We start from the raw sequence: 21,046 nt of genomic DNA on the forward strand, positions 1-21,046 counted from the left end.
AAATATTAAATTATATAAATAAAATCATGATTCCATAATAATATTATATAATATTATCACATATAAAAATAATCCAAGCATGATAAGTAATCAAAGAGGGGTCATGAGAAGTAATAAAATAATTAATACAATTAATAAAAAATAAAATCATTACATCTAAAAAAATAGTAATACTAAACAACAAAAAAAGATAATTTTGTCGGACACTCATTATTAAAAAAAAAATAAGAAGTAGAGGAGATTAAGTTGTTGTATTATTTGAAGTTGGTGTTGTACCTACAGCTGTTGCATTAGGATACTCATTTACACCCCATACACTTATACCTGGTTCTGAATGAGCAAATGTAAATCTGGTTGCATTATAACCACTTTCTAAGTATAATTTAGTAAATACTGAGTTTTCCAGGTGTGAATCAAATAAAACTGTGAAATAAGAATTGTCTGATTGATGGAATGCCATAATAGACATGTTACTATTGTTATTTACAATTCTTTCAGATAATTGATTATTTTCCACAATTATTAATTTATGAGGTTTTAATAATTCATTACCTGTTCCTTCACTTAATTCATTAGCTAAACGTTCTTTATCTTCAGCTGTGAACATGTCAATGGTTTTATTTAATTTAGTTTGATCAATGTAAGCAAAGTTCATGGTAGAACCATTAGTTTCATTACTTGTTCCTGAAACACCCACAACTCCATTTTCAGTACCTAATGTGAACTGTTTTCCAGATACTTGTTCTGATTGACTTTGAGCTGGATAATATGAATAGTGGTATGAAGTCTGATTTTCAAAGTTCCATGAACCAAAGTATGACCACCATGCAGCTTTTGAAAGCATATCTGAACTTAATATTAAGTAAACTGGTTTTGTTTCAGCTGGATGAGTAAGATCTAAAACTGAATTAGCTTGTTGTTGATCTAAACCATAAGTTCCTGTTAAAGTTGTACTTGCCTGAGTTCTATCCATAGGTAAAATTTCATTTAAAATTACAACTGTTTTTGAAGTATTACCAGTATATGAATCCAATACATTAGATGCGTCTTCACCACTGTTTGCCAACATTCTTAAGATTCCTGCTGATAAATCCTCATTCGATGTCGCTAATGAATTACCTATCCAATATGCCCTCATGTTGTTCTGTGAACCTCCGTCAAATACCACTTGTCTATCTGCTACTGCTGTAAACAAGTGCCCGAAGTCCCACCAGGATGCAAGAACAGAGTTTTCAGGAGTGTTTGATTTTATCCATGTTAATGTATTATACATGTCATCATTTGTACTTCCAACTGCTTGAGATGAAGTTAAATGATCAGCATATATTGGACTAACCACTGCTAATAATACAAGAATTAATGCTATAAATGCAACATAAGATTTTTGTTCAATTTTTAAATCTATGTATTTTAAGAATATTCCTATGGAAATACCAGCCATTAAAGCAATAGGTACTTCGAACTGTTCTATAAACCTAGTACCTTGAGTTAACATTACAGCAATACCTAATGTCCATAATACTAAAAGAACAAATAGGAATAAATTATTGTATTTTTCAGATTGTGTCCATTCAAATTTTCCTGGTATAAACCTGTGTTCATGAGCATGAGCAATTTCCTCTGCCTTTTTAGTTTTTGGAATATACCTTCTAGTTTTTAATTGTTTTGTTTCTTCCTGTTTTTCATTAACTTTTTCTGGTTCTTCGGTTTTAGCTTTTTTCCTTAAACCGTGGAACATTAATACAAATCCCATTAAAGCAAATAATATTGTAAATAATCCACCACTATTGTTGATTATATCAATAATTTGTGGAATTTGCATCTCACCTACAGATACATATACGTTAGGATATGCAGAACCTGCAGTAGCACTTTGTAAACTTGTAGACATTCCTAAAATGCTGAATGTGGTTTCAATAAATGTTGAACCTACTGTGATTAATAATAATATAATTGCTATGATAGCAAATACAACAAAAGTTATTGTTGCAGGATTATTTTTTAACCATTCCTTTTTGTTAGAAAGATCTTTTCCATCAAATTTATCCATTAAATATGAAGCAGGGAAATATAGGATCAATGTTCCGAATGTTAAAATGACCATATAAGCATACCCACTCCATGACAATGAAAATAGTGCAAGGAATACTGCAGACAAAGCAGCGAAGATTGCTTTAAATGTTGTCTTTTTCGCATAGATACTTTCAGTTAAGAAAAGTACCGTCATTAATGGGAAAAGAACGTTGAACATATCTGTATCAAAGAAACCACCATATGTGTGTGTGAAATATGCAGGAGCAGCACCGGCTATTAAACCAGCAACTATTGCACCCCAAGTACTTCCAGTAGCTCTTCTAACAATGTAAAATGCAGGTAATACAGCTAATGAACCTATAATTGGACCTAACCAAAATGCTACTTGTGTTAATGAAACATTTCCAAATATGTTTAGAAAATTATATACCCAAGCAGCCAACATGATAATTACAGGTTGATAATTTGCTTCCCTACCATTAGGAGACGTAGACAACGAATCCCAATCCGTTCCATTTACCTGAGTGTCCCCCAAGTGTCCTGTACTTAAATAATTCTCGGTTAAACGATAGTTATAATATGAGTCCAGCTCTGTAAAATATGGCATTCCACTTTCGTCTTGATATAGTGCTTTCATATCAGGATCAGATATTCCACCCAAATTAATTGTTTCTGCCCGTACAGCAAAAACAGCAAGCACTAATAATAAAGCTATGATAATTGGTGCTATTTTTGTAATTAAATTTTTATTGTCCATGCGTGATTCTCCTTTGACCTCCGATGATTAGATATAAATAGGATAATATCATCTAATATCTGTAATTTATTTATAATAGTATAATTATTCAATCGAGAATAGTTTTAGAAATTAAATTTTAGATGAATTTTTTATATAATTTCTCATTAAATATCCTTATTAAGATTTAAGTTTTAAGATATATTTAAATTATTAGAATTTTTTTTAAATGAAAAATGAATAAAAAATTATTTAAAGTCTTGAAAAAACATGAACTAAACACAGATAAATTAATTAGAGAATTAAATTATATTTTCAACAATAGTTAAAATAATTAAAAATCAGATATATAGATTATTATAATTTTTAGGCAAATATATAAACAAAATTTTTAGGGTAGTAAATACTATGGTAGAAGAGATTTTAGAATTTTTCCAAAACAAAAAATGGTTCCGGGACCGTATTGAGCATATTGAGGAAATACCTGCAAAAAGAGCCAGATATGCTCAAGAAAAAATTGAATTTCCTGCACCTATCCAGGATTATCTTGAAAAACAAAATATTAAATTATATACCCATCAATACAAAACTTTGAAAAAAGTTAGAGAAGGAAAAAATGTAATTATTACAACACCGACAGCAAGTGGAAAAACATTATCTTTTTCGTTACCGGTTATAGAAGATTTAACAAACAATAAAAATGATACTGCCCTCTATATTTACCCTACAAAAGCTTTAGCTAATGATCAATTAAAAAGTTTATTGAATATTGACAAGGAATGTGAACTTGGAATTTATCCGGAAAAATATGATGGTGACACCCCTAAATCCAAAAGACCAGAAATTAAAAGAAAATCAAGATTGGTTATAACAAACCCATATGAATTACATTTAATATTACCATGGCATGAACAATGGCAACGATTCTTTGAAAATATCAAATATATAATAATAGATGAAGCCCATCAATATCGTGGTGTTTTCGGTTCCAATATGGCTTTTTTAATTAGAAGATTAAAAAGAATTTGTAAATATTATGGATCAGAACCACAATTCATTATTTCAACAGCAACATTGGCAAATCCTGAAGAATTTGGGGAAAAACTTACGGGCCTTAAATCAGAAATAGTTGATGAAAACGGTTCACCATCAGGTAAAAAATATTTTTTACTTTTCAACCCGTACGCAATAGAATCAAAAAAACCTTCAACACATAAAGATACTGTAAAATTATTCAATACATTTTTAGAAAACGATTTTCAAACAATATGTTTTGAAACTTCCAGAAAAATGGCCGAATTAACTGCATTAACTTCAAAAAAAGAATTAAAAGTAAAATTACCAGAATTATGTGACAAAATAACAGCATATCGTGCAGGATATACTGTTGAAGAACGTAAAAAAATAGAAGATCAACTAAAAGATGGTAAAATTAAAGGGATAGTTACTACAAATGCTTTGGAATTGGGAATTAATATTGGTTCTTTAGACAGTGTAATCATTTCAGGATATCCCGGCACATTAATTTCAACTTGGCAGCAAGCCGGAAGAGCCGGAAGAAAAAATCAACAAGCAATTATTACAATGGTTGCTTTCCAAAATCCATTAGACCAGTATTTCATGAAACATCCTGAAGTATTTTTCAACAAAACACATGAACATGCTATAATCGACTTAAATAACCAACATATCCTTAATGGACATTTAAAATGTGCCGCATATGAAATACCTCTAAAATTAGGTGAAATTGAAAGTTTTGGATTTGACGATGAAGGAATTGTAATTGATGAAATAGATGAATTGGAAAATGAAGGTATAATAAAATATAGGGATGGACAATGGCATTACAATGACATAGAACTTCTAAAACAGGACAAAAGTCCAAATTTTGAAGTTAATCTTAGTGATGCGATGTCTGAACCATACAAAGTGTTTAATGGAAATAAATTTTTAGAAGACATGAATGAAAAACAAGCATTCAGGGAAGCACATGAGAACGCCGTGTTAATACATAACGGTGATACTTATATTGTAAGGGAAATGAACATCAAAGAAAAGAGAATTTATGTAAAAAAACAGGAAGTGAATTTCCACACCCAAGCTTTAAAAGAAGTTGACATAAAAAATCTTAAGAAAGAAAAAGAAGAAAAATTGGGCGAGATAACATTATGTTACGGTAAATTAACAGTTACTGAAAAATATGATAAATATAACATAATGAACTTTAATAAAATTACGGCTTCCAAAAAACTTAATTTACCTCCTCTTGAGTTTAAAACCAAAGGTTTATGGTTCACAATCCCATACTACATTAAAGAAAGTTTAGAGGAATATCTGGTAAGTGATACCAAGTTCAGCGATCTTTTTATGGGATGCTTACAGGGAGTGGAAAATGTATTATTATCCGTAGCACCATTCCACGTTATGTGTGATACTTATGACTTAGGTGGAGTATGTAAAAATATGCATGAAGACACTATGAATACAACAATATTCATTTATGACGGCTTTGAAGGTGGAGTTGGATTAACTGATAAAGCATTTAAATTATTTGAAAATATTATAAAAATGGCTTATGAATTAATAAGGGACTGTGAATGTGAATCTGGATGTCCTGCTTGTATATACAGTTCTCAAAATCAGACAGATGATAAACATTTAAACAAGGAAGGTACTTTATTAATCTTAAAAGAATTATATGAAACAATAAAAAATTCAAAAAAATAGTTTGAGAGTTTATTCATTACTCTCTTTTTGTGATTTTTCATAATCAGCTATGGAAGATGTGAATCTACATTTAGGAAATCCTGTACATCCAATAAATTCACCAAATCTACCCATACGTTTAATTAAATCTTCACCACAATCAGGACATTTACCTACTTTTTCATTTGTGGATTTTTTACCACCATTAGCACATTCAAAATTCAAACATGCTCTTTGTCTAGGTTTTCCATAAGAAATTAATGGTAAACCACATTTTTCACAGGTAGTTTTAAGTACGCTTGCCCCAACAGGTAATGAATATGTTTTTTTACAATTTGGATATCCGGAACAACCTACAAATTTTCCACCCTTTGGAGAAGAAATAATAATCAGATTTCCTCCACAGTCACATTTACCTACAATACGGCTTTGTTCATAAGCTTCGAATAATTCTTTACCGATGTTTTCCTGATTATCATCGATGGAATCCAAAATTCCTTCAAGTTCCGTTTTTGCTTCTTCAATAACATTATTTTCGGTAATTTTATGGTCTTTGATATCTGAAAGATCATTTTCAAATTCACGAGTCATTTGTTCACTGGTAATTCTCTCGGAATACTTTGTTAACGTGTCAATCATTCGTTCTCCAAGTTCGTTTACTGTGATTTTTTTACCTTCAACATATTTACGTGTATATAATATTGAAACAATATTTGCCCTTGTGGATTTAGTTCCTAAACCACGTTTTTCCAATTCCCTGATAATTGATGCCTGATTATATCTTGCAGGAGGTTTGGTTTCTTTTTCTTCACTTTTGACTTTAGCTTTAGTGGTTTCTCCTTCTTTTATGTCAGGGAATTCTTCATTTTTAACTTTTTTATATTGATAAGGATCTAAACTTAACCAACCTTCTTTTGAGATTCTTTGTCTTGAAAATGTAAATGGTTCTTTTCCAATATCTAAATCAACTTTAATGGATTCTATCTCTGCTACTTCCCCGAACAGACTTATAAAACGGTATGTGATTAAGTCATATATTTTTTGATAATCCTCATTGATATCTTTAGGTAATGTTCCTGTAGGATGTATTGCAGGGTGAGCTTCATCAGTTTTACTACCTTCATTAGGTTTGAAAGGTTCTTTTAATTGTGCAATCTTATCCTTAAATTTAGGATTTTTAGCTAAATCATTTAAAATATTGGATAAACCTAATGATTCCGGTAATTTCTGTGAAGATGTTCTTGGATATGAGGTATATCCTTCAACATAGAGGTTTTGTGCAATTTGTTGTGTTTTTCTAGGAGTAAAACCAAACTGTGCATAAGCTTCTGACTGTAAAGTTCCTAATTCAAATGGATATGGCAAATCTTTAATAGATTTTTTATTTGTTATCTTAGTAACTTTAGCATCTTTTCCTTTACAGTTTTCTAAAATCTGGTCAACTTCTTTTTTATCGAATATTTTTCCTTTTTTATGATCGGCAACTATATCTTTTTGAAGTTTAGCTTTAATCAACCAGTATGGTTCCGGTACGAATTTTTTTATTTCCTTTTCACGTTCCGCAAGAATAGCTAATGTTGGAGTTTGAACTCTACCTGCAGATAATTGAACATAACGATTAGTTACATTTAGTACTGAATCAGTCATTGATTTGGATATGTTTACTCCAAATAAATAATCCAAGATATGTCTGGCCTCACCACTATCAGCCCAACTTTGATCATCTTTTAAAGGATAAGCTTCAGAATAGGATTTGATTAAATCTTTTTTAGTTAATGCTGAAAATTTCATTCTAAATGTTTTATCTATGGAATCTTCACCACAGATATATTTTAATGCATTGTATCCGATTAACGTTCCTTCAGTATCGTAATCGCAAGCATGCACAAATCTGTCAGCATCTTTAGAAAATTTTTTTATGGTGTCAATATAATTTTTAACATATTTTTTTGACTTGTCAGTTTCATATAATGGAACCCATTCAACATCATATAATCTTTTATTTTTTTTATTTTTTGCCTGAAGAGAAAATAAATGACCTACTGCAGACAATACTGTGGTCTTTTCACCATTTTCCTTTTCTATTTCATAATACGGCACTCTTTTATATGAATTTTTAACGGGTGAATCTGATAAAGCTTTAGCAACTTTTTCTGCTACTTTTGGCTTTTCGCATATAATTAATTCACTCATAAATTATCTCCCATTTACATTTAATATTTTCAAGTAATATTATTAGTTAATTAGTTATTAAACTAAAATCTTTTTAAAAAAGCTATTTAGATTTATTCTCTATAAAATGTTATTTTAACAAATAATATAAATATTAATCTAAAATTATCATTGAAAAATTATAGATTTAATAAGAGATAGAAATTATAATAATGCAAATAAAATATTTTAGAGTGATGTTTTAATGTTAATAGGAATTATTTCTGATACACATATACCTATTCGTACAGAATCAATACCAAAAAAAGTTTTCGAAGTTTTTAAGGGTGTAGATTTGATATTACATTGTGGAGATATTGAAGTAAAGAGTGTTATAGAAGAATTAGAAAAGATAGCTCCCGTTATTGCTGTACATGGTAATTGTGATCCTTATATTGGATATAACACACATGAAATCATTGAAGTTGAAGATGTTAAAATTGGTCTTACACATGGTGTAGTTTACCCGAAAGGTGACACACAACAATTATATTATTTAGCCAGAGAATTAGATGTTGACATTTTAGTTAGTGGTCATACCCATAAACCTATGATTCAACAAGAAGGTGAAATATTATTGTTAAATCCGGGAAGTCCAACCCAACCACGTCTAAGCGAGCCTAGTGTGATGTTACTTGAAATAAATGGAAAGGAAGTAGATGCAGAAGTAATAAAAATCGGAAAACCAACGTGTAAGGCACTGGATTTTTCACAATTTAATCATTGAGGGATTGTTATGAGTAGATGGAAAGCAAAACATGATAAAGAACATTATTATAAACTAGCAAAAAAACAGAATTACAGATCCAGAGCTTCGTATAAACTTAAACAATTGGATAAAAAATACGGATTACTAAAACCAGATTATAATGTCGTGGATTTAGGTGCAGCCCCCGGAGGTTGGAGCCAGGTTGTTGCAGAAGTAATCGGAGAGGAAGGAACTGGTCAAATTATCAGTGTAGATTTAGAATACATTAAACCAATAGACCATGAAGCATATACCGGAGTTAAAGGAGATTTTACAACAGAAGAAATACAAAACACCATTATTGAATTAATTGATGGTAAAGCAGATGTAATATTATCTGATGCATCACCAAAACTAACTGGTATAAAAGATATTGATAACTTCAGAACATATGATTTGGCTGTTGCCGTTTTGAATATTTCAGACAATATTCTTAAAAATGAGGGAAACTTAATTATGAAAGCATTCCAGGGTGAAGCTTACCAGGATTTAGTTAAGAAACTTAAAAAGAAATTTAGAACTGTAAAAACTACAAAACCAAATTCTTCTAGAAAAAGAAGTTCTGAAATGTACGTAATTGCCAGGGGCTTTAGAGCACCAAAATAAAAAAAATATAAAAATAAGTAATTAACCAGCTATTTGATTATAAATATCATTAGCTTCCTTAATTTTATTTCTTGTTTGATTTAAATTTTTCTGAATATCCTCCTCAGATTTTCCATTATTTATATCATTCTGGATGGAAGATATTGATTGACTAATTTCGGATAATTTTACTTTACCCGTATTGAATGTGGTTTTAATATTAGGATCAGGATTTGTACCTAATTTTTTATTTAAATTTTCATATTTATTATTTATTTCTTCATATTGAGTTTTAACCTGATCTAATTGATCATAAGAAGAACCACTACTTACAGTTGTTGAAACAGAATTACTTAAACCGGATACTGCAACATATCCTATTAATCCTACTGTTAATAGAATTAAGAGTACTCCGATTATAGAAATTGTTAAGGAAGTAGTTTTAAATAATTTTAACCTTGACCTTTTCATTTGAAACCTCTATATTTTCTGTTATATTCATAGTTAGAATAATAATTTATATTATATAATTCTTTAATTTTCTAAATATAAAAACTATCTTAATAACTAGATATAAAAATTATAAAAATAATAAGTATATCATATGACTACGATAACAGCAGAAAATAATAATATTAGATCTTCGGCATCTTCTGTCATTAAATTGGAAGAATTTTTCAGTGAACTTTGTAAGGACGAAATATTTGCCGTTTTAGATGTTTATCCTGAAGAAAAATCTGTAGTGATTGATTACAATTCATTAGAAATGTTTGATCCTGATTTAGCAGATTTATTATTAGAAAAACCTGATGAGACTTTGGAAGCTGCAGCAAAGTCCATTACAAATATTGACCCACAAAGAAAAAATGCACAACTAAATGTAAGATTTTCCAACATACGTAATCATGTTCCTTTGAGAAACTTAAGAAGTGAATATATTGGAAAATTTATAGCTGTGGATGGAATCGTAAGAAAAACTGATGAAATTCATCCACGTATAATGACTGCTGTTTTTGAATGTAGAAGCTGTATGAGAATACATGAAGTTGAACAAAAATCAAATATCATACATGAACCCGCAGTATGTACAGAATGTGGTGGAAGATCTTTTAAATTATTACAAGAAGAATCAAGGTATATGGACACCCAAACTGTAAAATTACAGGAACCTCTAGAAAATCTATCCGGAGGAGATCAGCCACGACAAATAAATATTGTCCTGGAAGATGACCTGGTCGATACACTTACTCCCGGAGATAAAATTAGAGTAACAGGTGTTCTAAAAACTGTACGTGATGAAAGAACAAAAAGATTTAATAATTATATTTATGGTAACTTCTTCGAGCCATTAGAACAGGAATTTGAAGAACTGGAAATTAGTGAAGAAGATGAAGAGGAAATAAGAAAACTTGCTAGCTCACCAGACATATATCAAAAAATTATTGATTCTACTGCACCATCAATTCAAGGATATTATGAAGTAAAAGAAGCAATTGCTTTCCAATTGTTTGGAGGAAGTGCAAAAATCCTTGAAGACAAAACTCATATGAGAGGAGATATGCATATTCTCATTGTAGGAGATCCAGGGATAGGTAAATCCCAGATATTAAAATACGTGTCAAAACTTGCTCCCCGTGGAATTTACACCAGTGGTAAAGGTACCAGTGGAGTAGGGTTAACTGCAGCAGCTGTTCGTGATGATTTAGGTGGTTGGAGCCTGGAAGCCGGTGCATTAGTACTTGGGGACAAAGGTAACGTTTGTGTAGACGAACTTGATAAAATGCGTGAAGAAGACCGTTCTGCTATACACGAAGCTTTAGAACAGCAAACAATATCCATTGCAAAAGCAGGAATTATGGCAACATTAAACAGTAGATGTAGTGTACTTGCAGCGGCAAACCCTAAATTCGGTAGATTTGACAGATACAAATCAATTGCTGAACAAATTGATTTGCCAAGTCCGATTCTGTCCCGTTTTGACCTGATATTCATTATTGAAGATAAACCTAACGCTGAAAGAGACCACAGTCTGGCAGGCCACATATTAAAAATACATCAGGACAGAAACATTAACTACGAAATTGATCCTGAATTAATGAGAAAATATATTGCTTATGCCCGTAAAACTGTCCAACCAGTTTTATCAAAAGAGGCCGCAAAGGTTTTACAGGACTTCTACGTAACAATGCGTAGTGGTGCAATAGATGAAGAATCACCAGTTCCTATTACTGCTCGTCAATTAGAGGCTCTTGTTCGTTTATCCGAAGCAAGTGCAAAGATTAGACTCAGCCAGGAAGTAAGTAAAGAAGATGCAGAAAGGGCTATAAAATTACAAGAAGACTGTATGAAACAGGTAGGATATGATCCTGATACAGGAAAAGTGGACATTGATAAAGTTGAAGGAAGAACTTCAAAATCAGAAAGAGATAAAATAAACATATTAATTGATGAAATCAGAGAGATTTCTGAAGAATATGGTGGAAGTGCTCCTAAAAATGTAATCTATGGAAACTTAGCCGATAAATATAATATTTCAGAGAATAAAGCTGATGATATGATAAATATGCTCACAAGTAAAGGTGTTATTTATTCACCAACCAGTGACCATTACAAAGTTGCTTAGAAAAAATTAAGTAATAAGGGAAATATATATTATATTATCATAAATTATTCAAAAACGATAATGTTTTAACAATTACATTTTAATCAATAACTAATTAAGAAAAGAGATGGAGGTAAATTAATGGCTAAAACCGATAAAGAATTTGAAGAATACGAAGCTTTACTGGATAAAGCATATGAACAATTACCAGACAGAGTATTCGAATCAATAAGGTTTAAAATTCCTAAAGGATATTCAGTTATTCAAGGAAATCGTACTATTATCAAAAACTTTGGTGATGTTTCAAGTACATTAAACAGAGACCCTCAACATGTTCTCAAATATTTATTAAGAGAATTAGGTACATCCGGAAATGTTGAAGGAAATAGAGCAATACTTCAAGGTAAATTTACACACTATGTAATTAATGACCGTATCAAAGAATACGTTGATAACTTTGTAATATGTCATGAATGTAACAGACCAGATACAGTTATCATACGTGAAGACCGTATTGATATGTTAAAATGTAGTGCTTGTGGAGCAAGAGCACCTTTAAAATCATTATAATAGTATTTTTCTATTATATTTTTTTTAAGCTCCAAATAAAACTCTTTTTACAACAATTATTAATAACATTAATTCTTTGAAAATAGAGAGGATACTATGTTTTGTTTATTATGCAATAGTGAAGAAAAATTATATGAGGGTTTATGTAAAAGCTGTTATCTGAAAGAATTTGAACTTGTTGAAGTTCCGGAGTATGCAACATTTACTGTATGTTCCCATTGTGGTGCTACATTAAAACACGACAAATGGATTGAATCAGCATATTATGATGATGAAATTATTAATGATGCAATACAAAAGGACATAAAAATTAACGATAAACTCCAGAACGTGGAGATAACTACGGAAATACTTACAAACAGAGGAACAATGTATGACTGTATTATCCATGCCGTAGGACAAGTTTTAGATGATTATATCGATAAAGATTACCCGATAGAAGTTAAAGTTGTGAAAGGAGTTTGTCCTGACTGTAGTAAATTTCATTCCGGGTACTATGAAGCAGTAATACAATTACGTGCAGATGACAGAAAGCTGGATGAAGAAGAAATACAGAAAGCTGATGAATTTATTTCTAATGAAATTCAACGCCTATGTAAAACAAACAAATTAGCTTATGTCACTGAAAGAATTGTTCTGAAAGAAGGTATTGATTATCAGGTAGGTTCTCATAATGCTGCAAATAAAATTGCAGAAAATATGCAGAAACAGTTTGGTGGAATTATTACAGAATCTCGAAAAATCGTGGGAAGAGATAAGTCAAAAAGTAGAGACCTTTACAGATCTTGGATTTCAGTAAGGTTACCTTCCTTCCACAAAGATGATTTTATTGAGTATAAAGAAAAAATCCTAAAGATTGAAAAAATTGGCAGTCATAAATTCGTTGGACTTAACCTGTCCACTTACGAATCAGAATCCATCAGTTGGAAAGAATATGATAACATTAAAAAAGTGGGCAACACTAACGATGTTAAAGTATCAACCGTAACAAATATTACGCCTACAGAAATTCAGGTATTGGATCCTGATACATATATGCCTATTGATTTGAAAAAAAATGATATGATGAATGATATTAACATTGGTCAGGAGATTAATGTTATTAAGTTAAAAAATAAAATATACATTATAATATAAATGTTAAATAATAAAACGGAGGAAAATAAATGGATATTGATGCAGCATTAGAAAATATTTCTAAAGATACTGCCGAAATAATTGAATTGGATGAATTAAAAGAATTATTAAAAAGGGAGGAAAAAGTAGCTTACGTAGGTTTTGAACCTTCAGGTAAAATTCATTTAGGTCATGCATTAACCATTAAAAGAATGAAAGCTTTACAGGATGCCGGTTTTAAAATTAAAATATTTATTGCAAACTTACATGCTTACTTAAACGGCAAAGGAACTTTGGAAGAACTAAATGAAATTGCTGATTATAACATTAAATGTTTTAAAGCATTAGGTCTTAGTGAAGATACCGAATTTATTTTAGGTTCAGACCGTATGTCTCCAGAGTACATGGTCAGAGTATTCCAAGCTGCAACCCAGATTACTATTCAAAGAGCACAAAGAAGTATGGCACAAGTATCCAGAGATGAAACTCACAATGTTGCAGAAGCATTATATCCAGTTATGCAGGCATTAGATATTGATGATTTGAATGCTAATGTGGCTGTTGGTGGTATGGAACAAAGAAAAATCCACATGTTGGCAAGAGAAGTTCTTCCTAAATTAGGTTTAGAAGTTCCTGTATGTATACACATACCATTAATTCATGGAACAGACGGATCTGACAAAATGAGCAGCAGTAAAGGTAACTTCATTGCTATTGATGATTCTCCAAAAGAAATTAAAAACAAAGTTAACAAAAGTTTCTGTCCAACAGGCGTAGTTGAAGACAATCCTGTTATTGAAATGGCACATTACTACATTTTTGACGAACACGAAAAAATGTTAATTGAAAGACCTGAAAAATTTGGTGGAAATCTTGAATTAACAGAAGAAGAATTAAATGATGTATTCAGCAAGGAAGAATTACATCCAATGGATTTAAAAAATACTGTAAGCAAATATTTAATTGAAAAATTTGCACCTGCAAGAGAATACATGGAAACTCATTAAAATATAAAAAAATTAGGTGATAAAATGGTTAAACATACAATGCGTGTAATTTCCGGATTACAACCAAAACAAGCAGATGAAATGATTGATGAATATCATTTAAACATGCTTCAAAGTAACACAGGCATTATCTTATTCGAAGGCGAACTTGAAGATTTAAGACGTGCAACAAAACATGTTGTGGATGTTACTTTACCTCCTGGACCAACCGTTACGGAAATTAAATCTGCTGTTGATAAATACGACGTTCAACTAAAACAATCAGATGTCGGTCCACAGTTACATGGAACGTATGAAGAAATCAATAATGCAGTTAATTATATTGTAGATTTAATGAAAGAAAGATTAGACATTTAATCTTTTTTCTTACAAACCTAATTTTTCCCGTACTATTTTTCTTATTTTTTCCTGAACGTCATTTAATGAATCTTTAGCATCAACTACAACAATGTTGTCTTCTATTTCCAATAAATCCAAATAATTTTTTCTTGTTTTTTCTAAAAATTGAATGTTTTCAAAAGCTTCCTCCCGATCACAACGGGTTATTGCCTCTTTTTCATCCAAGTCCAGCAATATCGTTAAGTCGGGACGGGGAGTATGCAAATTCACTTCATAAATCCAATCCTTGTCAACTGAAGAATTGTTCTGATAACATATGCTGGAATAGAAGGATCTGTCACTGATTATTATGATGTCCTTGGAATCTTTCGCATCCAATATCTCCTTTTTTAACGTTAATCTGTCGGCAGCAAAAAGCAATGTTAATCTCTGTTGATTAATATCATTAGTGGATTCCGGATTCAATAATTCCTTGCGTATGACTTTTCCGATATCCGAAGTTGTAGGTTCCACTATCTTTTTTGTCCGGTAACCTTTACCAGTTAACCAGTCATTCAATAATTCCGTTTGTGTTGATTTTCCTGCACCATCTATTCCTTCCAATACTATGTACATGTTTTCACCAAATTATAAATTAATTAATATTATGTAAATCAATATTTTAATAGACTGTTATTTTTTGGAGGGAAAAATTTGACCTATGAAACATGTAAACTTCTTTCACCTGTTGGTTCAATGGATGTTCTAAAATCTGCTGTTTTTAGTGGTGCTGACTTTGTATATTTATCAGGGACCAGATATGGTGCTAGAGATTATGCGGATAACTTTAATTATGATGAAATTAAAAAAGCTATCAAATTTTGCCATAAATACAATGTCAAAGTATTTGTTACCGTAAATATTGCCATTCTTGAAAAGGAAATTCCGGAAGTATTGGATTATGTTTATTATTTGTATAATCAGGGAGTTGATGGAATAATTGTTCAGGATATTGGTCTTGCAAGCATCATAAACGAACTGATTCCTGATTTAAGCTTACATGCATCTACTCAAATGACAATATATGATTATTCCTTTGTTAAATGGTTGTGTGATACAGGTTTTACAAGTGCCAATCTTTCAAGAGAAGTTCCAATAAACAGAATTAAAGAAATATCTTCAAAACTAAGGGAATATGATCATGACATTAATCTGGAAGTTTTTGTTCATGGAGCGTTATGTTACTGTTATTCGGGCCAATGTTTAATGTCTTCCTTCCTTGGTGGTAGAAGTGGAAACAGGGGTCTATGTGCACAACCGTGCAGAATGAGATATACTTTTAAGGATTATTACAACACCCTGCTTGCAGAAGACAATTATCTGTTAAGTACCAAGGATTTATGCACCTACAATAACATACAGGATTTAATTGATGCAGGAGCAAATTGTTTAAAAATTGAAGGAAGAATGAAATCTTCAGAATACGTGTCAAGTACAACTTATGCTTACAAGAATGCAATGAATAACAATAACAACCATGAAGATTTTTTATTGTTAAATCTTGCATTTAACAGGGGATTTACGGACGGATATATTCTAAATAAAAATCCTGATGAAGTAATAAGCAGGAACCGTGCAGGAAATCAGGGTTATCCAATAGGAAAAGTTATTAAAAGTAATGAAAAAGAGGTCACTATAAAATTTATAAACAAGCGTTTTCCTACAAAAATTGTTAATGGTGATGGACTGAAATTTGAATATGATGGTGAAAGCTGTGGAATGTACGTCAGCAATATTGTCTCCCAAAGCAAGAACAAAATAACTATAAAGTTAAAAAAAGGAATTTTTGTAAATAAAGATTCAATGGTCTATATCACATATTCAAAATATCTTAAAGATAAAACAAAGGCCATAATAAATGAAGAAAACGTTCATAAAACAAATATTAATTTAGTAATTTCATTGAATAATGAATCACAAATGGAAGTAAAAGCATGTTGTGAATTACTTGAAAAACCTGTACATTACACCAGTCGAGAAAAATTTGAAAAAGCAAAAAATAAACCATTGAGCAAAAATACAATAACCCAACAGTTCCAAAAAACAGGAAACACAAATTACACCATAAACAACATAACATATCAAAACTTTAAAGACAACCTCTTCATGCCAATATCCACACTAAACAACATCCGACGTGAAATAATTGAAAAAATAGACTCAATAATAATGAACTCATATCTGCCGACAAAAGATGAAAGTCAAAAATGTAAGGAAAGAATAAAGGAGTTTAAGGAAAAACATTACCTCAACAAAGCAAACAGTACAGAAGAAAAATGGAATGTATACATAAACAACTTGAAACAGGCAGAATTAATCAAAAACTACCCATACATTACAGGCATCTATTACGATGGAAGCTTTAACTACACAAACATAGACGAATACATAACAAATATAAGTGAAGACTTAATCAGACTTAGTGAAATTCTACCCGACAAAGAGATAGTGTGGATATTACCACAGATACTGCTAGATAAAGAACTACCCCATATCGGAGAAATAATCGTCAAACTGAAATTCAAAAACATCAACATAAAAATTCAGACAGACAACATAGGCGTTGCAAAAAACTTGGATGTTGAAGCATACGGAAATCATCTGAACATATACAACAATTACAGCATTAAAAAATTATCACAAGATCCGGAATTCAAAAGGTTACAAATATCCAACGAAATATCCTATGACGATATACAATTACTCAAAAATACCGATTGTGAACTAGAATACACAATATTTGGGCACATCCAACTTATGATAACAAAAGACAACTTCAATGATATTATCGATGAGGAAATAACAAACACGTACCATATTATTGATAAAAGAAACAATGATTATCTGATAAAAAAAGACTGCTACAACAACAGTCACATCTATGATTACAGAACACTAAACTTAGAGGATTATCTTGAAAAATTAAGAAAAACAGAAATAGACAACTTCACAATAGACTGCAGATTCTTCAACATAAATGATACAAACAGTATAATAGACCACTTCCAGAACGTGAAAAATAATGAAAAAAGAGAAAAATTAAGTTTAAACAGCAGTTACAACCCATTCATAGGAAATATAGAAAAGGGAGTGTATAAAAATAATTAATTATACAATTCCCACCATTTTTAACCCAATATAAAGAACTAAAAGAATGTGAACAATCTTTAGTTTTTTAGAATCAACTTTTTTTGAAATATTTGCAGCATAACCTGCTACAATAGTACTTGTTATGGTTAAGAATACAAACTGTATCAAATTCACATAACCGATAGAATATGCCGGCAAATTAGGAACATTCCAACCCAGAACCATGTACGCAATCAGTCCACCAAGACTGGTGGCAATAATTGATGCCGATGAAGTTCCAATAGCCTTGTGAGTAGGATATTTGAGAACAATTGTAAGAATAGGTATCATGATAATACCTCCACCCACACCTAAAAGTCCGCATAACAAACCGCCTATAAGACCCAAAAGGGAATGGGCAACCTTGCTTTTACTTATGTTGTCATCATTATCAGGATACTTGATTAAAATCATATTAATTACTGCAACAAAACACATCAAACCAAACAGTAATTTTAGAATAGAAACGTCAACGTGAGTGGAAATAAATGCCCCAATGATCGCCCCGATAAAACCCAATACCATTATGTAAGACAGAAATGTTGTAACGACCAAATCATTATCATAATGCTTTTTAGTACTTCTGATCATTGTAACAAAAATAACGGCCAAACTGGTTCCGAAGGATAACGGCATTGCAATATTTGAATCAACACCATAGGCAACCAGCAGATAATACTGAATAGGAGTTAAGATAATGCCGCCCCCAACACCAAGAAGACCGGCCATCAAACCACCGAAACAACCTCCAATCAACAGCAGAATAATATACGTAAAGAAATCCATAATATCTTACCCATAAATTATAAAATTATTAATAAAAACTATAATAATATATGAAGCTGATTAAATTAATACTTTAAAACTTCAAGAAAAATTAAAAAATAAGTTTAATTAAAGTATATAATATAAAAAACCAATGAATGGAGGTGTTAACCATTTATGAAATAGAAGAAATTAAGGGAGTAGGCGATAAATTAATTAGAAAAATAATACAAAAGTATGGAAGCTATGAAAAATTTGAGGAATCCATTAAAAACTATGACATAGAAAAATTAATGAATATACAGGGAATCAGCCAAAAAATAGCGTTGGACATTATAAGAAAAATTCATAAAAATGATAACAATCCATTTTTAAAGACTGAACAGTCAGAAAAGATATATAATGAAATCATCAGCAAAATACTTGACTTTGCAAACACGGACTATGCTAAAACAAGAGTACTGCTGTTAAGTCCAACAACTGATTACACCAAAATAAATCAGACACAGGATTTAATAAAAACAACGCTTGAAAACACTGAAAACCTAGATTATGGCATCATAAGAGAATTATATGAAAAAATCAAACCATTAAACAATGACATAAAACCAAAATTCGATGATGAATATGCGATAGTATGTGAAGACTATGAGGATTATCTGTCATTAATTCAAAAGGGATTCGACAGGTACTGTAACATATTTGCAATAGAAGACCACATGAATCTTGAAGAGTTTGAATTCATAATATACCTTTATAACAACTACAACGTAGATCCCGGAGAAGCAAACAACATAGTGTCAATAAGCAATCAAAGTCCGGACTACGAAATACAACCGAACATTACCCTTGAATACTACATACAGAACAGGGAAATACTGGAAAATGTATACCAATTAAGACAATACCTTGGAATGGAAAGCTGTATTGGTGAAGCATTGGAAGCTCTTGATGCCGTAAAAGTAGAAACCCAGAATAAAATAGCCATAACAGAAATAATCGAAGAGATTAAAGACAGGGTAAATGAAACATTGAAAAATGAAATAAAAAATGTTGCGCTGGAAGGAGATGAAATATTACTCTTACTCAATGATGAAGACCTACCTCCAAAATTAATGAACATTTTTGATAACGTGCTGGATGAAGCAAGAGAAGAACTATCAAACAAGACGGGATTACTATTTGATCCATTCATTGTTAAATATCCTGTAGAAATAGATGAAAACGAATTAAAAAGAGTACAGGAAAACATATCAGCAAACATACACCTTAAAAAATACGAACAGGAACTAAATGCATGCAGTTTACTGGAAAAATATGGTGAACAGATACAAAAAGAAACAAAAGAAATTATAGAATATGATTACCAGTTAACATTAGCCAGCTTCACAAAATTCTATGACTTAAACATTCCAACAATCGGTGACACATATCAACTAAATGGAAGCCTACATCTGACATTGAAACAGGAAGAAAAAATCAATAAAACGGTGATGCAAAAAATTGACTACAACCTTGATCAGGACAACAACATCATATTATTGACAGGAGCAAACAGTGGTGGAAAAACAACTCTCTTAGAAACGCTGGGACAACATTGTATAATGACACATATGGGACTGGGTGTATGTTCACAGGAAGCTACAATACCGCAAACGGATGAAGTATATTACTTTACCAAAAAACATTCACTCAATGCAGGTGCATTTGAAACATTCATCACTTCATTCATTCCGGTTACAATAGGAAAAGAAAAAAAATTAGTATTGATTGATGAATTAGAATCTATAACAGAATTGGAGGCAGCAATAAAAATAATCATTGGTTTCATAGAACACATTCAAAATGATAAGTCCTATGCGATAATTGTAACACACATGGCCCCCGAAATATTAAAACGAACGGACAATATAAAAATCAGAACTGATGGAATCGAAGCCAAAGGATTGGATGAAAACTATAATCTGATAGTTGACAGAACACCAAAAATAAATTATCTGGCAAACAGTACACCTGAGTTAATACTAAGAAAAATATACGAAAAATCGGAAGAACCGTTGAAAAGTGTTTACAAAGATATCCTGGATAAATTCTAGAAATTCCCTCCAAAACTTTTTTTTAACATAATTTGGAATCAGATATTCAAATATTTATGTTAAAAGGACAGGGAATAAATCAGCACTAATGCATTTTTATATTGAAAACCCCGGTGAATTTGCAAAAAAATCAGATTGTCAATTAATCGAATGCAGCGGATTTTATAAAGATGCTCTAGAAATGTTGTCTAAAAAATTAAGTTTGTATACAAAAATTTCAATGAAAATTGCTGATAAGAGAAACAATGCAATGATTTTGCATTTAAAATTATAATAATTTTCTTTTTTTAAAATAGTCATACATTGGCTTTTTGATTCATCTTATTAACTCAATTTAAAGAAATATCTATTTTAAAGAGATAT

Annotated in this window: 16 protein-coding genes; 11 read left to right on the top strand and 5 right to left on the bottom strand. The window is 30.9% G+C overall.

From position 1 onward, the window contains the following. Positions 1–241 precede the first annotated feature (241 nt). Positions 242–2,791, bottom strand: coding sequence for an STT3 domain-containing protein (locus tag QZZ11_RS07470; protein ID WP_292474920.1), 2,550 nt, complete (start codon positions 2,789–2,791; stop codon positions 242–244). 387 nt (positions 2,792–3,178) lie between these two features. Between QZZ11_RS07470 and QZZ11_RS07475 the strand changes: the two genes are divergently transcribed. Then, positions 3,179–5,497: a DEAD/DEAH box helicase gene (locus QZZ11_RS07475; RefSeq protein WP_292474921.1), complete on the top strand. Its 2,319-nt coding sequence runs from the start codon at positions 3,179–3,181 to the stop codon at positions 5,495–5,497. 9 nt (positions 5,498–5,506) lie between these two features. Here the strand turns inward: QZZ11_RS07475 and topA are convergent, their stop codons facing one another. Further along, positions 5,507–7,669: a DNA topoisomerase I gene (topA, locus tag QZZ11_RS07480; protein ID WP_292474923.1), complete on the bottom strand. Its 2,163-nt coding sequence runs from the start codon at positions 7,667–7,669 to the stop codon at positions 5,507–5,509. Between the two features lie 223 nt (positions 7,670–7,892). On the opposite strand from topA, the gene QZZ11_RS07485 reads away from it, so the two are divergent. Both QZZ11_RS07485 and QZZ11_RS07490 read left to right on the top strand, forming a co-directional pair. Then, positions 7,893–8,414 (top strand): metallophosphoesterase, encoded by a 522-nt coding sequence (locus QZZ11_RS07485; protein WP_292474924.1) that lies wholly within the window; start codon positions 7,893–7,895, stop codon positions 8,412–8,414. A 9-nt stretch (positions 8,415–8,423) separates the two neighbouring features. Beyond that, entirely contained in the window at positions 8,424–9,041 is a 618-nt protein-coding gene (locus QZZ11_RS07490; protein ID WP_292474926.1) for an RlmE family RNA methyltransferase, read from the top strand. Between the two features lie 21 nt (positions 9,042–9,062). Here QZZ11_RS07490 and QZZ11_RS07495 read toward each other — a convergent pair whose 3' ends face one another. Further along, entirely contained in the window at positions 9,063–9,491 is a 429-nt protein-coding gene (locus tag QZZ11_RS07495) for a hypothetical protein (protein ID WP_292474928.1), read from the bottom strand. Positions 9,492–9,624: 133 nt separating this feature from the next. Here QZZ11_RS07495 and QZZ11_RS07500 point away from each other — a divergent pair, with 133 nt between their 5' ends. From QZZ11_RS07500 to QZZ11_RS07520, 5 genes are all read left to right on the top strand, one after another. Continuing rightward, positions 9,625–11,643 carry a minichromosome maintenance protein MCM gene (locus QZZ11_RS07500; protein ID WP_292474930.1) on the top strand — a complete coding sequence of 673 codons (2,019 nt, stop codon included), beginning with the start codon at positions 9,625–9,627 and terminating at the stop codon, positions 11,641–11,643. 120 nt (positions 11,644–11,763) lie between these two features. After that, positions 11,764–12,192: a translation initiation factor IF-2 subunit beta gene (locus QZZ11_RS07505; RefSeq protein ID WP_292474933.1), complete on the top strand. Its 429-nt coding sequence runs from the start codon at positions 11,764–11,766 to the stop codon at positions 12,190–12,192. A gap of 96 nt (positions 12,193–12,288) precedes the next feature. After that, entirely contained in the window at positions 12,289–13,329 is a 1,041-nt protein-coding gene (locus QZZ11_RS07510) for a 60S ribosomal export protein NMD3 (protein WP_292474935.1), read from the top strand. 29 nt (positions 13,330–13,358) lie between these two features. Further along, positions 13,359–14,315 (top strand): tyrosine--tRNA ligase, encoded by a 957-nt coding sequence (locus tag QZZ11_RS07515; protein WP_292474936.1) that lies wholly within the window; start codon positions 13,359–13,361, stop codon positions 14,313–14,315. Between the two features lie 24 nt (positions 14,316–14,339). Further along, on the top strand, positions 14,340–14,672 hold the full coding sequence (locus tag QZZ11_RS07520) for a hypothetical protein (protein ID WP_292474938.1): 333 nt from the start codon (positions 14,340–14,342) through the stop codon (positions 14,670–14,672). Positions 14,673–14,681: 9 nt separating this feature from the next. Here QZZ11_RS07520 and tmk read toward each other — a convergent pair whose 3' ends face one another. Next, entirely contained in the window at positions 14,682–15,269 is a 588-nt protein-coding gene (gene tmk, locus QZZ11_RS07525) for a dTMP kinase (protein ID WP_292474939.1), read from the bottom strand. A 78-nt stretch (positions 15,270–15,347) separates the two neighbouring features. On the opposite strand from tmk, the gene QZZ11_RS07530 reads away from it, so the two are divergent. Beyond that, positions 15,348–17,801, top strand: a complete 2,454-nt coding sequence (locus tag QZZ11_RS07530; RefSeq protein WP_292474942.1) for a U32 family peptidase — start codon at positions 15,348–15,350, stop codon at positions 17,799–17,801. Here the strand turns inward: QZZ11_RS07530 and QZZ11_RS07535 are convergent, their stop codons facing one another. Next, positions 17,802–18,551 (bottom strand): sulfite exporter TauE/SafE family protein, encoded by a 750-nt coding sequence (locus QZZ11_RS07535; protein WP_292474944.1) that lies wholly within the window; start codon positions 18,549–18,551, stop codon positions 17,802–17,804. 200 nt (positions 18,552–18,751) lie between these two features. Here QZZ11_RS07535 and QZZ11_RS07540 point away from each other — a divergent pair, with 200 nt between their 5' ends. Beyond that, positions 18,752–20,683, top strand: a complete 1,932-nt coding sequence (locus tag QZZ11_RS07540) for a helix-hairpin-helix domain-containing protein (RefSeq protein WP_292474945.1) — start codon at positions 18,752–18,754, stop codon at positions 20,681–20,683. Between the two features lie 88 nt (positions 20,684–20,771). Further along, positions 20,772–20,957, top strand: a complete 186-nt coding sequence (locus QZZ11_RS07545; RefSeq protein ID WP_292474947.1) for a hypothetical protein — start codon at positions 20,772–20,774, stop codon at positions 20,955–20,957. Positions 20,958–21,046: the final 89 nt, after the last annotated feature.

The sequence above is a fragment of the Methanosphaera sp. genome (assembly GCF_016282985.1).
Classification (GTDB): Archaea; Methanobacteriota; Methanobacteria; order Methanobacteriales; family Methanobacteriaceae; genus Methanosphaera.

What these genes read in the sequence shown, in the direction of transcription:
- QZZ11_RS07510 (WP_292474935.1), top strand. Translation starts at nt 12,289, where the DNA reads ATGTTTTGTTTATTATGCAATAGTGAAGAAAAATTATATGAGGGTTTA.
- QZZ11_RS07545 (WP_292474947.1), top strand. Translation starts at nt 20,772, where the DNA reads ATGCATTTTTATATTGAAAACCCCGGTGAATTTGCAAAAAAATCAGAT.
- QZZ11_RS07515 (WP_292474936.1), top strand. Translation starts at nt 13,359, where the DNA reads ATGGATATTGATGCAGCATTAGAAAATATTTCTAAAGATACTGCCGAA.
- QZZ11_RS07520 (WP_292474938.1), top strand. Translation starts at nt 14,340, where the DNA reads ATGGTTAAACATACAATGCGTGTAATTTCCGGATTACAACCAAAACAA.
- QZZ11_RS07490 (WP_292474926.1), top strand. Translation starts at nt 8,424, where the DNA reads ATGAGTAGATGGAAAGCAAAACATGATAAAGAACATTATTATAAACTA.
- QZZ11_RS07535 (WP_292474944.1), bottom strand. Translation starts at nt 18,551, where the DNA reads ATGGCCGGTCTTCTTGGTGTTGGGGGCGGCATTATCTTAACTCCTATT.
- QZZ11_RS07485 (WP_292474924.1), top strand. Translation starts at nt 7,893, where the DNA reads ATGTTAATAGGAATTATTTCTGATACACATATACCTATTCGTACAGAA.
- QZZ11_RS07475 (WP_292474921.1), top strand. Translation starts at nt 3,179, where the DNA reads ATGGTAGAAGAGATTTTAGAATTTTTCCAAAACAAAAAATGGTTCCGG.
- tmk (WP_292474939.1), bottom strand. Translation starts at nt 15,269, where the DNA reads ATGTACATAGTATTGGAAGGAATAGATGGTGCAGGAAAATCAACACAA.
- topA (WP_292474923.1), bottom strand. Translation starts at nt 7,669, where the DNA reads ATGAGTGAATTAATTATATGCGAAAAGCCAAAAGTAGCAGAAAAAGTT.
- QZZ11_RS07495 (WP_292474928.1), bottom strand. Translation starts at nt 9,491, where the DNA reads ATGAAAAGGTCAAGGTTAAAATTATTTAAAACTACTTCCTTAACAATT.
- QZZ11_RS07505 (WP_292474933.1), top strand. Translation starts at nt 11,764, where the DNA reads ATGGCTAAAACCGATAAAGAATTTGAAGAATACGAAGCTTTACTGGAT.
- QZZ11_RS07470 (WP_292474920.1), bottom strand. Translation starts at nt 2,791, where the DNA reads ATGGACAATAAAAATTTAATTACAAAAATAGCACCAATTATCATAGCT.
- QZZ11_RS07500 (WP_292474930.1), top strand. Translation starts at nt 9,625, where the DNA reads ATGACTACGATAACAGCAGAAAATAATAATATTAGATCTTCGGCATCT.